Origin of the sequence: Mycobacterium celatum, from assembly GCF_002101595.1 — a bacterium.
GTDB lineage: Bacteria > Actinomycetota > Actinomycetes > Mycobacteriales > Mycobacteriaceae > Mycobacterium > Mycobacterium celatum.
The window spans coordinates 24,166-39,391 of the sequence record NZ_LQOM01000024.1 but is presented as its reverse complement, the minus strand read 5'-3'; the positions used below and the strand labels follow the sequence as shown (position 1 = coordinate 39,391).

At 69.5% G+C, this 15,226-nt stretch carries 12 protein-coding genes; 6 read left to right on the top strand and 6 right to left on the bottom strand.

Going from position 1 to position 15,226, the window contains the following annotated elements:
- Positions 1-26 precede the first annotated feature (26 nt).
- Positions 27-515, bottom strand: a complete 489-nt coding sequence (locus AWB95_RS08110) for a gamma-glutamylcyclotransferase family protein (RefSeq protein WP_085167971.1) — start codon at positions 513-515, stop codon at positions 27-29.
- A 67-nt stretch (positions 516-582) separates the two neighbouring features.
- On the opposite strand from AWB95_RS08110, the gene AWB95_RS08105 reads away from it, so the two are divergent.
- The 6 genes from AWB95_RS08105 to AWB95_RS08080 all read left to right on the top strand — a co-directional run bounded on the left by AWB95_RS08105 (position 583) and on the right by AWB95_RS08080 (position 8,045).
- Entirely contained in the window at positions 583-1,989 is a 1,407-nt protein-coding gene (locus tag AWB95_RS08105; RefSeq protein ID WP_085167969.1) for an NAD(P)H-quinone dehydrogenase, read from the top strand.
- Positions 1,990-2,041: 52 nt separating this feature from the next.
- Complete coding sequence (locus AWB95_RS08100; protein ID WP_062541408.1) at positions 2,042-3,775, top strand: glycerol-3-phosphate dehydrogenase/oxidase; 1,734 nt, start codon at positions 2,042-2,044, stop codon at positions 3,773-3,775.
- On the top strand, positions 3,772-4,653 hold the full coding sequence (locus AWB95_RS08095; RefSeq protein ID WP_099539692.1) for a pseudouridine synthase: 882 nt from the start codon (positions 3,772-3,774) through the stop codon (positions 4,651-4,653). Before AWB95_RS08100 ends, AWB95_RS08095 begins: the two co-directional genes overlap by 4 nt.
- A 206-nt stretch (positions 4,654-4,859) precedes the next feature.
- Positions 4,860-5,783 (top strand): pseudouridine-5'-phosphate glycosidase, encoded by a 924-nt coding sequence (locus tag AWB95_RS08090; protein ID WP_169714650.1) that lies wholly within the window; start codon positions 4,860-4,862, stop codon positions 5,781-5,783.
- A 113-nt stretch (positions 5,784-5,896) separates the two neighbouring features.
- Entirely contained in the window at positions 5,897-6,928 is a 1,032-nt protein-coding gene (gene pstS, locus AWB95_RS08085) for a phosphate ABC transporter substrate-binding protein PstS (protein WP_062541445.1), read from the top strand.
- A gap of 94 nt (positions 6,929-7,022) precedes the next feature.
- A complete protein-coding gene (locus AWB95_RS08080) occupies positions 7,023-8,045 on the top strand; it encodes a PPE family protein (protein WP_062541443.1) in 1,023 nt (340 codons plus the stop codon).
- Between the two features lie 10 nt (positions 8,046-8,055).
- Here AWB95_RS08080 and AWB95_RS08075 read toward each other — a convergent pair whose 3' ends face one another.
- The 5 genes from AWB95_RS08075 to AWB95_RS08055 all read right to left on the bottom strand — a co-directional run bounded on the left by AWB95_RS08075 (position 8,056) and on the right by AWB95_RS08055 (position 15,084).
- Positions 8,056-8,385, bottom strand: a complete 330-nt coding sequence (locus AWB95_RS08075; protein ID WP_169714649.1) for a DUF732 domain-containing protein — start codon at positions 8,383-8,385, stop codon at positions 8,056-8,058.
- A 44-nt stretch (positions 8,386-8,429) separates the two neighbouring features.
- Positions 8,430-9,179, bottom strand: coding sequence for an endonuclease VIII Nei2 (gene nei2 / locus AWB95_RS08070; protein ID WP_062541444.1), 750 nt, complete (start codon positions 9,177-9,179; stop codon positions 8,430-8,432).
- On the bottom strand, positions 9,179-13,663 hold the full coding sequence (locus AWB95_RS08065; protein ID WP_085168087.1) for an ATP-dependent helicase: 4,485 nt from the start codon (positions 13,661-13,663) through the stop codon (positions 9,179-9,181). The genes nei2 and AWB95_RS08065 overlap by 1 nt, the downstream gene beginning before the upstream one ends.
- Positions 13,664-13,691: 28 nt before the next feature.
- Entirely contained in the window at positions 13,692-14,354 is a 663-nt protein-coding gene (locus tag AWB95_RS08060) for a TetR/AcrR family transcriptional regulator (RefSeq protein ID WP_085167965.1), read from the bottom strand.
- A 76-nt stretch (positions 14,355-14,430) separates the two neighbouring features.
- Entirely contained in the window at positions 14,431-15,084 is a 654-nt protein-coding gene (locus tag AWB95_RS08055; RefSeq protein ID WP_085167963.1) for a TetR/AcrR family transcriptional regulator, read from the bottom strand.
- Between the last annotated feature and the right edge of the window lie 142 nt (positions 15,085-15,226).

Sequence of the window (15,226 nt, the reverse complement as noted above, 5' to 3'; positions counted from 1 at the left end):
AACACGCACGCTCGCGCCCACGAAAATCAATCGCCGTGGCCGGGGCCGATGTTGCGGGCCGGGCGGGTGCGCAGGTCGTGCACGTATTCTGGTGGCGCGCCGGCGATTTCGGCGGCGTCGGCCATCACACCCAGGTAGTGCGCCGACGGCAGCCCGCCCTCCCAGGCGTCCACCACATACAGCCACGCCAGCACCGGCTCAGGCGGAGCGTCCGTGGAAAAGCCGGTCAACCGCTCCACCCGACATCGGATCTTCTTGTGGATGCCCAGCTCGGACCCTTCCCAGCGGTCCAGGTTCTGCTCGTCGGCCGGCGTGACGTCGTAGAGCACGACGAACACCTTGGACCCAGGGTCTTCGACGACGGTAGCCAGCGCGCCCTCCCAGCCGATGTCCTCGCCGCCGAAGGTCAGCCGCCAGCCGTGCAACCAGCCGGTGCCGGCCATCGGCGAGTGTGGTGCCCGCTGCGCCATCTGCTCTGGATCCATGTTCGACCCGTACGCGGCGTAGAGCGGCACGGAGAAAAAGCTTAACCGGCGGCTGCTGATCCGGCGGTCATCCGAGCAGCGGGCTAGGTTAGGGATCGTGGCGACCCGCATCGTGATCATCGGCGGCGGCCCCGCCGGCTACGAGGCGGCGCTGGTCGCCGCGGCGCGCGACGCTGCGGTCACCGTCGTCGACTCCGACGGCATCGGCGGCGCCGCCGTACTGGCCGACTGCGTGCCGTCCAAGACGTTCATCGCCTCGACCGGCCTGCGCACCGAGCTGCGCCGCGCCGCCCGGCTCGGCTTCGACATCGACATCGAGGACGCCAAGATCTCGCTGCCGGAAATCCACCAGCGGGTCAAGACGCTGGCCGCCGAGCAGTCCGCCGACATCACCGCGCAGCTGCTGTCCATGGGTGTCGAGGTGATCGCCGGCAAAGGCGAGCTGGTCGACACCAGCCCGGGCCTGGCCCGGCACTGCATCAAGGTGACCGCCGGCAACGGTGCCACCAGCGAACTCGACGCCGACGTGGTGCTGATCGCCACCGGCGCGAGCCCGCGGATCCTGCCGTCGGCGCAGCCCGACGACGAGCGCATTCTGACCTGGCGCCAGCTCTACGACCTGGACTCGCTGCCCGACCACCTGATAGTGGTCGGCTCCGGGGTGACCGGCGCCGAATTCGTCAACGCCTACACCGAACTCGGTGTCGAGGTGACGGTGGTGGCCAGCCGGGACCGGGTGCTGCCCTACGAAGACGCCGACGCCGCGCTGGTGCTCGAGGAGTCGTTCGCCGAACGCGGCGTCAAGCTGGTCAAGAATGCCCGCGCCGACTCGGTCACCCGCACCGACGGCGGTGTCCTGGTGACGATGACCGACGGCCGCACGGTCGAGGGCAGCCATGCGCTGATGACGATCGGGTCGACACCCAACACCGCCGGCCTGGGCCTGGACCGGGTGGGCATCGAGCTCGGTCGCGGCAACTACCTGCCCGTCGACCGGGTGTCACGCACGGCCGTGCCAGGCATCTACGCCGCCGGCGACTGCACAGGTTTGCTGCCGCTGGCGTCGGTCGCGGCGATGCAGGGCCGGATCGCGATGTGGCACGCGCTTGGCGAGGCCGTCACACCCATCCGGCTGCGCACGGTCGCCGCGGCGGTGTTCACCCGGCCCGAGATCGCCGCGGTCGGAGTGCCGCAATCGGCCATCGACAACGGATCCGTGCTGGCCCGCACGATCATGCTGCCGCTGCGGACCAACGCGCGGGCCAAGATGTCGGAGCTGCGGCACGGTTTCGTCAAGCTGTTCTGCCGGCAGGCCACCGGCGTGGTGATTGGCGGTGTGGTGGTGGCGCCGATCGCCTCGGAGCTGATCCTGCCGATCGCCGTGGCCGTACAGAACCGCATCACCGTCAACCAGTTGGCGCGCACGCTGGTGGTCTACCCGTCGCTGTCGGGCTCGATCACCGAGGCGGCCCGACGGTTGATGGCGCACGACGATCTGGACTAGCTGCCGGTAGCCTTAGGCCAGTGCTACCGACGAGTAACAGGAGTCCTGCGCCGTGAGCGATCAGTTCTGGCCGGCTTCGTCGCTGGGGCCGGCGCAACGCGCCTCGGCCTGGGAGCGCCTCGGCACCGAGCAATTCGACGTCGTGGTCATCGGCGGCGGCGTGGTGGGCGCCGGCTGCGCACTGGACGCCGCCACCCGCGGCCTGAAGGTCGCGATGGTCGAGGCCCGCGACTACGCCTCGGGCACCTCGAGCCGCTCGTCGAAGATGTTTCACGGCGGGCTGCGTTACCTCGAGCAGTTGGAATTCGGGCTGGTCCGCGAGGCGCTCTACGAGCGCGAGCTGTCGCTGACGACGCTGGCGCCGCATCTGGTCAAGCCGTTGCCGTTCCTGTATCCGCTGACCAAGCGGTGGTGGGAGCGGCCATACGTGGCGGCCGGCATCTTCCTCTACGACCAGCTCGGTGGCGCGAAATCGGTTCCGCCGCAAAAGCATTTGACGCGTGCGGGCGCTTTGAGGCTGTGCCCGGGGCTGAAGCGCAGCTCGCTGATCGGCGGGATCCGCTACTACGACACCGTGGTCGACGACGCCCGGCACACCATGACCGTGGCGCGCACCGCCGCGCATTACGGCGCGGTGGTGCGCTCGTCCACTCAGGTGATCTCGTTGCTGCGCGAAGGCGACCGGGTGACCGGCGTGCAGGTTCGCGATTCCGAGGACGGCGCGGTCACCGATGTGCGCGGTCACGTCGTGGTCAACGCGACCGGGGTGTGGACCGACGAGATTCAGGCATTGTCCAAGCAGCGCGGGCGATTTCAGGTCCGCGCCTCCAAGGGTGTGCACGTCGTGGTGCCCCGCGACCGGATCGTCAGCGACGTCGCGATCATCCTGCGCACCGAGAAGTCGGTGATGTTCGTCATCCCGTGGGGCAGCCACTGGATCATCGGCACCACCGACACCGACTGGAATCTCGACCTGGCCCACCCGGCGGCCACCAAGGCCGACATCGACTACATCCTCGGCACGGTCAACACCGTCCTGGCGACCCCGCTGACCCACGCCGACATCGACGGGGTGTACGCCGGGTTGCGGCCGCTGCTGGCCGGGGAGAGCGAGGAAACCTCCAAGCTGTCCCGCGAACACGCCGTCGCCGTGCCCGCGCCCGGGCTTGTCGCCATCGCCGGCGGTAAGTACACCACCTACCGGGTGATGGCGGCCGACGCGATTGACGCTGCGGCGCAATACGTTCCGGCCCGGGTGGCGCCGTCGATCACCGAGAAGGTGCGGCTGCTAGGCGCCGACGGCTACTTCGCGCTGATCAACCAGACCGAACACGTCGGCGAGCTGCACGGCCTGCACCCGTATCGGGTGCGCCACCTGCTGGACCGCTACGGGTCGCTGATCGGCGAGGTGCTGGCGACGGCGGATGGCCGTCCGGACCTGCTGAACCCGATCACGGCCGCGCCCGTCTACTTGAAGGTGGAGGCTGCCTACGCCGCTGCCGCCGAGGGCGCGCTGCATCTCGAGGACATCCTGGCCCGCAGGATGCGGATCTCCATCGAATACCCGCACCGCGGCGTCGACTGCGCGCGCGAGGTGGCCGAGATCGTCGCGCCGATCCTCGGGTGGACGTCCGACGACATCGACCGCGAGGTCCAGACCTACACGGCGCGGGTAGAGGCCGAGATACTCTCGCAGGCCCAGCCCGACGACGAGTCCGCCGACGCGCTGCGGGCCACCGCACCGGAGGCGCGCGCCGAGATCCTCGAGCCGGTGCCGCTCACGTGAGGCCGGCTCCTTTGCCGGTGCGCGACGGGCTCGGGCCGGCGCGGGTGCGGCTGCGCGGCGGACCGGTACTGGCCGAGCTGAATTCGCGATTCGGTGTGCGGCCGCGGGAGGTCGTCGACGCCGACGGCACCCCGGTCGACGAGACGACGGCGCTGCCGGCGGGTTCCTTCGTGTACCTGTACCGCGAACTGCGGGAAGAAGTTCCGGTGCCGTTCGACATCCCGGTGCTTTACCGCGACGACGACATCGTGGTGGTCGACAAGCCGCACTTTCTCGCTACCATGCCGCGCGGCCGGCACGTCGCGCAGACCGCGCTGGTGCGGTTGCGCCGGGAACTGGGGCTGCCCGAGCTTTCACCGGCCCACCGGCTGGACCGGTTGACCGCCGGGGTGCTGCTGTTCACGACCCGTCGCGAGCTGCGCGGCGCCTACCAGACTCTCTTCGCCCGCCGCGCGGTGCGCAAGACATATCTGGCCCGGGCGGCCGGGGTGCCTTGTGCAAGGCTGCCGTATACAGTGCGCAGCCGAATCGTTAAGCGCCGCGGCTGTTTACAGGCCGTCGAGGAACCCGGTGTGCCCAACGCCGAAACGTTGGTGGAGGCGCTGAGTGACGGGCTCTACCGGCTGACCCCGAAAACCGGGCGCACTCATCAGCTGCGGGTACACATGGCGTCGCTGGGTGTGCCCATTCTGGGTGACCCGCTCTATCCCGACGTGATCGACGTCGCGCCGGGGGACTTTTCGACACCGTTGCATCTGCTGGCGCGCACGCTCGAATTCGACGATCCGATCACGGCGACACGCCGCCGGTTCGTCAGCAGCGCTCGAGACCTCGCGGCAGGATTCGCACCGGTGCAGAATTCTGCGTCGCTGCTCTAGCCGTACCGTGTACGCCGTCGCGTACCGGCCTGCGGGTGACGCCGTGCGTCATGGCGTGCGCCACGGTGCGCAATGTGCCCGTGATGCTGACGCGGTTCTGCAGTGGTAGCACGCTCATATCCTTCACATCACGACCCGGCCCACACAGGCCAGTCAGCGGTGGCCAACCGCCACCGCGCGCTATTTATTCCCGCAAGATGGACAGCGTGAGCTCGGCTGCTGGCCTCGAGGGTGTGCTGCGGGTGGCCGACGAGGTCGCCGAGGCGCTGTCGTCGGGCCACCCGGTCGTGGCGCTGGAAACGACGCTGGTCTCGCACGGCTTCTCACAGGGACGCGGCCTATTGGCCGCCCAGCAGGCCGAGCAGCGAGTTCGCGCCGCCGGGGCCGTGCCGTGCGCCGTCGGCATTGCGGACGGCCTGGTCCGGGCCGGGCTGGATGCCGCGGAACTTCAGCGGTTCGCCGAGGCGGGGACGACGGCGCGCAAGGCGGGCGCCCGCGACATCGCGGCCTGTGTGGCCCAGGGCGTCCTGGGCGCCACCACGGTCGGCGGCACCCTGGCCGTCTGCCGCGTCCTCGGCATCCGGTTCATGGGCACCGGCGGGATCGGCGGCGTGCACCGCGGCTTCGCCGAAAGCCTCGATATCTCCAGTGATCTGGTGGAGCTGGCCCGCACACCGGCCATGGTGGTGTGCTCGGGTGCCAAGGCCATCCTGGACATATCCGCGACCGCCGAGCTGCTCGAGACACTCAGCGTGCCGGTGCTGGGTTGGCGGACGGACACTCTTCCGGTCTTCTACCGAGGAGAGGGCGGCCCGCCCGTGGCTGCACGCGTCGACGGCGTCGCCGACGCCGCGCGAATCGCTGCCCTTCACTGGCAGCTGGGCCGTTCGTCCGGGCTGCTGCTGGGCCGACCGCCCCAGCCCGAACTGGACATCGAGCCGGTGCTCGCCGAGGCGGTCGGCCGCGTCGCGCAGGCCGGGGTGACCGGGCAGGCCGTGACACCGGCGGTCTTGGCGCTGGTCGAAGAGCTCACCGGTGGCCGCAGCGTCGCGGTCAACCAGCAGCTGATCGCCGATAACGCCGCGCTGGCGGCCGAGGTTGCGGTGGCCTACGGAGCCGTAGCCAGGTAGCAAACAGTAGCTGAACCTTGAGTAGGGCGATGCCCAGCGACAGGCGGTCTTAATATCATCGGCGCATCAATCGTTTTGGTGTCGCGATCTGCGTGCTGGCCACTGGTGTGGCGATGGTGTCGGCATGCAGCGCGGACAACCACGCGGCTGAAGGAAAGGCGGGCTGCGGCGGCAAGCCGACCCTGACGGCCAGTGGGTCCACTGCCCAGGAAAACGCCATGGCAACGTTTGTCGCGGCTTTCGAACGGTCCTGTCCGGGACAGTCGTTGACATACACGGCCAACGGATCCGGCGCTGGGATCACCGAATTCCTAGGTGGCCGAACAGATTTCGGCGGCTCCGACTCGCCCCTGAGCAAAGACGAGTACGCCAAGGCGCAGCAGCGCTGCGGCTCGGCGGCGTGGAACCTGCCGATGGTGTTCGGCCCGATTGCGATCGCTTACAACGTCGACGGCTTGACTTCGTTGAACCTCGACGGTCCGACGGCGGCCCAGATCTTCAACGGTCAGATCACGGCCTGGAACGACGCCGCGATCCAGATGTTGAACCTAGGGGTCGCGTTGCCCGCAGAGCCTATTCGGATCGTGTTCCGCAGCGACGAGTCCGGCACCACGGACAACTTCCAGAGGTACCTCGACACCGCGTCCAACGGCACCTGGGGTAACGGCGCCGGAAAGAAGTTCAACGGCGGTGTGGGCGAGGGCGCTGTTGGTAGCGACGGCGCCGCCGCGGCCGTCAAAGGCACCGAAGGGTCGATCACGTACATCGAATGGTCGGTTGCCCAGACCCAACACCTCAACGTGGCCAAGGTCGTCACGTCGGCCGGCCCCGAGCCGGTAGCGATCGGCCCGGAGTCGGTAGGGAAGACGATCTCAGCAGCCTGGTTCATCAAGGAGGGCAACGACTTGGCCCTCGACACGATCTCGTTCTACCGGCCAAACCAGCCCGGCTCGTATCCCATCGTGCAGGCGACCTATGAGATCGTCTGCTCAAAGTACTCGGATTCGCGGGCCGGTACGGCTGTCAGGGCGTTCCTGCAAAGTGCGCTCGGCCCGGGCCAGAATGATGTGGCGGACAAGGGCTACATCCCGATTCCCGACGAGTTCAAGTCGCGATTGTCGACGGCGGTCAACGCCGTCTCGTGATTGCTGGCCCCGGCGCGCAATGTTCCAGGGTTCTTTTCACTCCCGTCAACGCAATGTTCCGAAAGTTTTTCCGCGGTAGCTGAGGTTTTGCGTCATGGAGTTCGTGACGGCGCCCCCCGAAGTCACCTCTGCGCTGATCCACTCCGGGCCGGGTGCGCAATCACTGGTGGAGGCCTCCGCTGCGTGGCAACACCTCGGCGCCCACTTGGAAGAGTCCGCCGAAAACTACGCTGCCGCAGTATCGTCCCTGACCTCGGCGTGGCACGGTCCGTCCTCGACCGCGATGATCGGAGCTGTCGAACCGTACCTGGGCTGGCTTCGCACCACCGCGCAGCAATGTCGGCAATTGTCCTCTTCGGCGCAAGCCGCGGCGACGGCATACACCTCCGTCCGCGCGGCGGTGGTTCCCACCGCACAGGTCAGTGCCAACAGGACGCGCCTGGCGGAGTTGTTGGCCACCAACAGGTTCGGGACCAACCTGCCGGCGATCGCCGAGACCGAAGACCACTACCAGGCGATGTGGGCGAACAACTCGGCGGCGATCATTCGCTATCAGGCGGCCTCGGCGCAAGCCACCGCGTTGCCACAATTCGCGTCGCCGCCCTCGGTTACCGACTTCGACCCCAACAGCGGCTGGTTCGGGCTGGCGAACACCTATGCTAACCAATTCATCTCGTCCGGATTTCCTATCAACCTGCTCAGCTACCTGGCGCAGAACACATCGGCGCAGGCGCTGCAGGGCATGGGCAGCGAAATCGGGCAGGGCCTGGCGGAGGGCGAGGCCGCTCTGGTGCCGTCGCTGGGTGCACTGGGTGCGGCCGGACTCTCGGCGGAGCCCACCGCGGCGATCGGTGTCGGAGTATCGATGGGCAAGCTGACCGCCCCGCCCGCTGTGGTGGGGCTGTTGCCGGCCTCCCAGGCGCCCGTGCAACTTGCGTCAGCCGTATCACCGCTTCCTGCAGGCGAATCCGGGTTGTCCATGCTGCCGCCGATCATGCCGCCGCCGGTGTCGGCGGGCAGCGGCTGGCGCAAACGCAAGCAGCAGAAGTATGACGATCTCGAATACGGCTTGGAGCTCAAGGGCACGGTGATCCATCGACCGCCCTCGGCGGGGTGAGCGGTCGGCTCTACCCCGCATGCCTCGGGCAGAACGCACCGACGCTGGCGCCGACGAAAAACCCGGCGTGATAGCCGTCGAGATTGCTGTTGTTCATCACGTCCGATGCGACATCGCTTTTCTGCCTGCCGAGATCAAGCTCATCGCACACCTCGTGACCGGCGATGATCGCGGCTTGCGATGACGCGAAGTTGATGCCCTTGGACTTCAGCGCCGACAGGAAGTTGACGTCGACGGCGTCGGCATGCGCGGTCGGGGCCGCCAGGACCCCAAGGCTGATCAGCGCAACCACGACGACCAGCCCGAACAGGTGTGATCGCGCGAGGGGTGGCGAACGCACGGGCCGATCATCGCATGCCCGGACCGCGTGGGCGACTTGGTCATTCAGCGTTGGCAGGCTGGACACCAGTAGGCAACCCGGTCGCCCGTGTCGTCATAGGCGATCGGGGTGCCGCAGCGACGGCAGCCTAACCCTTGGCGCCCGTACACCCAGAGCTGGCGCCCCGGGCGGGTGTCGCCGGTGGTGCAGCGCGCCCATTGGAAACGATTGGCCCACAACATGTCCCGCGTCCGGGCCACCAGCCGATGCGGGTTGGCGACGGCGCTGACCGGAGACGTGGGCCGAAGTCCGGTGACAAAACACAGTTCGTTGCAGTAGACGTTGCCGATGCCCGCCATCACCCGCTGGTCGAGCAGCGCCTCGGCAAGCGGCCGCGCCGGCTCGACCGTCAGATTGGCCGTCGCGACCGCCGGATCCCAATCGTCGCCCAGCAGGTCGGGGCCCAAGTGCGCCACCACGTCCTGGTCGTGTTCCCGGTCGAGAATCTCCAGCACGCCGAGATCGATACCCAACACGCGAACACCGCTAGCTTCCAAGATGATTCGCACCCGGTGATCGACACGATGGCGGCCGACCCGCCAGCTGCCGTCCATCTTCAGATGCGAGTGGATGCTGGCCGACCCGACGCGGATGAACAGATGCTTGCCGCGGCTGAGCACTTCGTCGACCATCCACCCGGACAGGTTGACGGTCGCATACCGCGATACGCGGATGTCGCAGCGGGTCAGTGTCTTTCCGGCCAGCGCGTCTCGCAGCATGGCGGCGGTGTGCCAGACGGTGTCACCTTCGGGCATTACCGCAGCCGCAACCCGCGGGGAGTACGCGCAAACCCGGCGGCGCTCAGCGCCGTATGCACCGGCGAATCCTGCAACTGCAGCACCGGCACGCCGTTGACCCGCTCGACGAGTATCGACTCGACGCGGCCGGCGCTGACCAGGTCGGCGAGCGCCGCCGCCGCGGCGCGGCCGGCCTCGGGGTCGTCGGTGAAGCTCAGCAGCGTTCGGCCGCCGCGTTCCACAAACCAGGCCAGGGCGCCGTCGACCAGCACGACCAGCGCCCCGGCCTTGCGTCCGGGCCGGGCCGCGCCGTCGGTGGGCGGCCAGGGCAGCGCCGCGCCGTACGGATTGGCCGGGTCGGCGGCGGCCAGCGCCACGGCCTGGTAGGCGGGCCGCTCCGGGTCGACGCCGTCGAGGTAGCTACGCAGCCGGTCGACGGTGGAGGCGACGGCAAATTGCGCGCCGCCCAGCGACTCCACGAAGTAGCCCCGCTGGCAGCGACCGGCGTCCTCGAAGGCCGTCAGCACTTTGTAGAGGGTGGCGAACCCGCCGGGGACCGCCTCGGCGGCGACCGCGCCCCGGGTCAGCACGCCGTGGCGCCCCAGCAGCAGCTCGGCCTGGTAGTGGGCGCGCAGCGTGGAATCCGGCTCGGGAGCCGGCAGCGCCGACCAGCGGCCGGCCACCGTCGCGTCGGTGGCGCGCGTGGCCGCGTGCGCGACGCTGTAGCGGCTCAACCGCGGGGCGCGGCGATGCCGATGCGCCGGGCTGGACCGCTTGCGGGCGCCCGGCCCGCCGCCGAGCACCGCGCGCACCGGCGCGAACGTGTCGCCGGTGACCCAGCCGGCCCAAATCAGTTCCCACAGCGCCGTTTTGAGCTCACTATCGGGGATGCCGGTCGCCAGTTGCCGGAAGAAGAACGCGCCGCCGCCGGACAGGGTGTCCAGGATCGCGCGGTGGGCGTCGGTGAACTCGATCTCGGTCCCGCCGGCCAACGTCAACGGCGCCGGGTCGGCGGCGTGGAACGCGATCCAGCCGTCCGAACCCGAGATCGACCCGGCGCCGGACCAGATCACCTCACCGGAAGCCAGCAGCTCGTCGAGCATCGCTGGCGAGTAGTCCCGCACCCGCGGCGCCAGCACCAGCCGCTCGATCGCCGAGGCAGGCAGCGGCACACCGGCGAGTTGCTCGACGACGCCGGCCAGCCCGTCGATGCCGGCGTTGGTCGCGGACCCGACGTGCTGCCACGCCGGCAGGAAGCGCGCGTAGGCGGCGGTGCTGACCGGTTCGACCTGCGCCCGCAGCGCCGCCAGCGAGCGGCGCCGCAAAATCCGCAGCACGTCGACGTCGCACCACTGGTCGTCGCCGGTGAATTCGCCCCGCACCAGCCGCCCGTCGGCGGCCAGCCGGCCCAGCACGTCGCCCGCCACTCGCAGGCCAAGACCGAACCGGGCGGTGGCCTCGGCGGTGGTGAACGGACCATGCGTGCGCGCGTAGCGGCCGAGCAACTCGCCCAGCGGGTCGGCGACCGCCTCGGTGAAGCTCGCAGGCACCCCGACCGGCACCGCCACCCCGACGCCGTCGCGCAGCCGGCCGATGTCCTCGACGGCCACCCACCAGGTCTGTCCGGCGAAGGACACCGTCAGCGCGCGTTTGGCGGCGCGCAGCCCCTCCAACCAGCCGCCGACTTCGGCGCCGCCGGCCCGGGCGGCAACCTCCTGGGCGGTCAGCGGGCCCAGCAGCCGCAGCAGGTCGGCGACGGCCTCGGCGTCGCGGGCCGCCCGGTCCTCCGAGAGGTGCTGCAACTGCCGGGCTGTGGCGGCCACGACCTCCGGGTCGAGCAGCTCGCGCAGCTCAACCCGGCCCAGCAGCTCGGCCAGCAGCGTCGCATCCAAAGACAGTGCGGCCGCGCGGCGTTCGGCCAGCGGGCTGTCGCCTTCGTACATGAACGCCCCGACGTAGCCGAACAGCAGCGAGGCCGCAAACGGCGACGGCGTCGCGGTCTCTGCCTCCAGCACCCGCACCCGGCGCTGGGCGATCCTGGCCATGAGCTCGGCCAGCATCGGCACGTCGTAGACGTCCTGCAGGCATTCCCGGATGGTCTCCAGCACGATCGGAAAGTCGGGGTATTTGCGTGCCACGTCGAGCAATTGCGCTGCGCGCTGCCGTTGGTGCCACAGCGGCGAGCGGCGGCCGGGATGGCGGCGCGGCAGCAGCAGCGCACGCGCCGCGCATTCCCGGAACCGCGACGCGAACAGCGCCGAGCCACCGACTTCCGCGGTGACGAGCGGGTCGATCTCGTCGGCGTCGAACACGAAGAGCTCGGCGCCCGGCGGCTCGGCGGCGTCGGTGTCGGGCAGCCGCACCACGATGCCGTCGTCGGACGCGGTCGGTTTCTCGTCGATGCCATAGCGCTCGGCCAGCCGGCGGCCCACCGCCAGCGCCAGCGGGCCGTGCACCCGCAGCCCGTAGGGCGAGTGCAGGATCACCCGCCAGTCGCCCAGCTCGTCGCGGAACCGCTCGACCACCAGGGTGGCGTCGGTGGGCACGACGACCGTGGCGGCGCGCTGATCCTCCAACAGCCGCCGCAGGTTCTCCGTTGCGTAGTCGTTGAAACCCAGTTCGGCGCAACGCTTTCCGAACGCATCCGGGTCCAGGCCGGCCAGCTCACCGGTGAACGCGCCGAGCGCGGCGCCCAGCTCGGCCGGGCGCCCGACGTCGTCGCCGCGCCAGAACGGCAGCCGGGCCGGTTGGCCCGGCGCCGGGATCACCAGTACCCGGTCGTGGGTGATCTCGGTGATCCGCCAGCTGGTGGCTCCCAGCGAGATGACATCGCCGGGCCGTGACTCGTAGACCATCTCCTCGTCGAGTTCCCCGACGCGCGAAGGCTTTTCGGTGGCGAGCCACACGGTGAACAGCCCGCGGTCGGGGATCGAGCCGCCGGAGGTGACCGCCAGCCGCTGCGCGCCCGGCCGCGCGGTCAAGGTGCCGGTGTCGCGGTCGTAGACCAGCCGCGGCCGCAGCTCGGCGAACTCGGTGGACGGGTATTTGCCGGCCAGCAGGTCCAGCACCGCCTCGAACGCGCTGCGCGGCAGCGTCGCGAACGGCGCACTGCGCCTTACGGTGTCGAACCAGCGGTCGGCGTCGAGCGGCTCGAGCGCGGCCGCGGCCACGGTGTGCTGGGCGAGGATGTCCAGCGGGTTGGTGGGCACCCGCATTGTCTCGATCTGGCCGTCGAGCATGCGCTGCACGGTCACCGCGCAGCCGATCAAATCGGTGCGGTGCTTGGGAAACACCACTCCGCGGGAGATTTCGCCGACCTGGTGGCCGGCCCGACCGATGCGTTGCAGGCCGCTGGCCACTGACGGCGGCGCCTCCACCTGGATCACCAGGTCGACCGCGCCCATGTCGATGCCCAGCTCCAGGCTCGACGTCGCGACCACCGCTTTGAGCCGACCGCTCTTCAGCTCTTCCTCGACCGCAGCGCGCTGCTCCTTGCTCACTGAGCCGTGGTGTGCGCGGGCCAAAACCGTTGGCGCGCCGTAGCTTTGGCCGCTACCCAACAAGTGCGCGGGCGCGCCCCCGGCCACCTGCGGGTTCCCTGCGGCGTCCAGTTCGATACCACCGCGTTCGGCGTGAATCTCGTTGAGCCGCGCGGTAAGCCGCTCCGCCAGGCGCCGCGAGTTGGCGAACACGATTGTCGAATTGTGCGCCTCGATCAGGTCGACCAGCCGCGCCTCCACGTCGGGCCAGATCGTGTTGTCGGCCAGGTTGGTCATGTCGGGGACCGGCACCTGGACGGACAGCTCGAAAGTCTTGGCGGCCGGCGGAGACACGACGGTCGTCGGGGCCACGCCGGCCAGGAACCGGGCGACCTCCTCGGGCGGGCGCACGGTGGCCGACAGCCCGATCCGCTGCGCCGGCCGCTCGGTCAGTGAGTCCAGCCGTTCCAGCGACAGCGCCAGGTGGGCGCCGCGCTTGCTGCCGGCGATGGCGTGCACCTCGTCCACGATCACGGTCTGCACCCCGGTCAGGGTTTCCCGCGCCGCCGACGTCAGCATCAAAAACAGCGACTCCGGGGTGGTGATCAGCACGTCGGGCGGCGTGCTGACGAGCTGGCGACGGCGTGCGGGCGGGGTGTCGCCCGATCGCAGCCCGACGCTGATCTGCGGGACGGGAAGGCCCCGTCGCTCGGCCACCCGGGTTATCCCGGCCAGCGGGGCGCGCAGGTTGCGCTCGACGTCGACGGCCAGCGCCTTCAGCGGCGACACGTAGAGCACCCTGGTACCCGCTCCCGGGTCCGCGGCCAGCCCGTCGATCGCCCACAGGAACGCGGCCAGCGTCTTGCCGGAGCCCGTCGGCGCGATCACCAGGGTGTGGTGGCCGTCGGCAATGGCCGCCCAGGCCTCGGCCTGCGCGGGCGTCGGCGCCGCGAAGGTGCCGGCGAACCATTCGCGGGTGACGGCGCTGAACCGAGCCAGTGGGTCAGGCGGGACGGAGCTCATCTGGCCATGGTGCCAACGGGCACCGACATCATCGGCGATCGGGCGCGACCGCCGCGGCCAGCCCGGCGGGAATGTCGGGCACCCGGCCGATCGCGTCCAGCAGCGCATGCGCGCAGGTGTCGCCGAGGTAGTTCGCGTCGATCGAGGGGTCCATGATGCGTTGCCGGCACATCTCGAAGGTGAACGACAGCCAGCCGAACACTGCTGCCCGCAGGTCGCGCTCGACCGCCGGGGGGAAACCGTTGCTCATGCCTCCGGGCACCAACGCGCTGGCGGCGCCCATGATGCGCTGCATCTGGCGGTTCTTGGCCTCGTCGTCGATTTCGACCAGGACGGGGTCGTAGCGGCCGGCGCGCACGTACACCGCCCAGGCCGCGTGCGGATGGTTCTGGTGGTAGGCCACATACGCCAGCACGCCGGCGCGCACCCGCTCGAACAACGTGCCACCCGGGTCGGGCGGATTCTCGGTCGCCGCGTAAAGCTGCTCGGCCTCGTGTTTGACGACGGCGGCGAAGAAGGCCCGCTTGTCGGGGAAGTAGTGGTACATCAGAGCACGGGAGACTCCCGCGCGTTCGGCGATCTCGTCGATGCGGACCTCGTCGTAGGGCCGCTCGCCGAAGGCCTGCGACCCCAGCGCCAGCAACTCCGAGCGCCGGTCATCCGGGGATAACCGCCGCCTGCGCCCTGCCATATTTCGATGCTACGTCGAAGCTGTTGAACGTTTGCCAAATTAGCGTGGCGTCGGCTGGCAAACGTCGGGCCGGCAGTCAGCGCTGGTCGGGGGCCACCGCCTTGGCGAGCTGCTCGGGGATCCCGGGCACCCGGGCAACCGCGTCGAGCAGCGCGTGCGCGCACGAGTCCGCGAGGTGACCGGCGTCGGTCGACGGGTGCATGATCCGCTGCCGGCACACCTCGAACGTCAGGGCCAACCAGCCGTGGACCATTACCCGCAGATCCCGCTCGACGTCAGGGTCGAGCTTGTTGTCCCCCTCGACCTCGAGGATGCGCCTCATGATGTGCTCCATCTGGCGATCCTTGGCCTCGTCGTCGATGCCCAGCAGCACGGGGTCGGAGCGACCGAGGCCGACATAGGCGGCCCACGCGGCGTGCGGATGCTCCTGGTGGTACTTCATGTACGCCAGCACGCCGGTCCGCACCTCTTCGAACAGCGACTGGCCGGGCGACGGCAGGTTATGGCTGGTCTCGAACAGCTGATCGGCCTGCCCCTTGACGACCGCCGCGAAGAACGCGCGCTTGTCCGGGAAGTAGTGGTACATCAGCGCGCGCGACACCCCGGCGCGTTCGGCGATCTCGTCGATGCGGACCTCGTCATAGGGTCGCTGGCCGAAAACCTCCGCACCGAGCGCCAGCAACTCTGATCGCCGATCGTCAGGAGATAACCGGCGCCTAGGCGTTCGCATGCGCTCGATGGTACTTCCACAAGAAATTCGCTGCCTTTAAACGCTCAGCAAGGCGAGGCCCATTTGCTCGAGCGACGCTTCCGTCAATAAGGCAGGTCCCGTGAGCAAACCGGCCCGCGGGCGGCACGCGTGCGCCGTTTGG

What these genes read in the sequence shown, in the direction of transcription:
- AWB95_RS08065 (WP_085168087.1), bottom strand. Translation starts at nt 13,663, where the DNA reads ATGAGCTCCGTCCCGCCTGACCCACTGGCTCGGTTCAGCGCCGTCACC.
- AWB95_RS08080 (WP_062541443.1), top strand. Translation starts at nt 7,023, where the DNA reads ATGGAGTTCGTGACGGCGCCCCCCGAAGTCACCTCTGCGCTGATCCAC.
- pstS (WP_062541445.1), top strand. Translation starts at nt 5,897, where the DNA reads ATGGTGTCGGCATGCAGCGCGGACAACCACGCGGCTGAAGGAAAGGCG.
- AWB95_RS08060 (WP_085167965.1), bottom strand. Translation starts at nt 14,354, where the DNA reads ATGGCAGGGCGCAGGCGGCGGTTATCCCCGGATGACCGGCGCTCGGAG.
- nei2 (WP_062541444.1), bottom strand. Translation starts at nt 9,179, where the DNA reads ATGCCCGAAGGTGACACCGTCTGGCACACCGCCGCCATGCTGCGAGAC.
- AWB95_RS08055 (WP_085167963.1), bottom strand. Translation starts at nt 15,084, where the DNA reads ATGCGAACGCCTAGGCGCCGGTTATCTCCTGACGATCGGCGATCAGAG.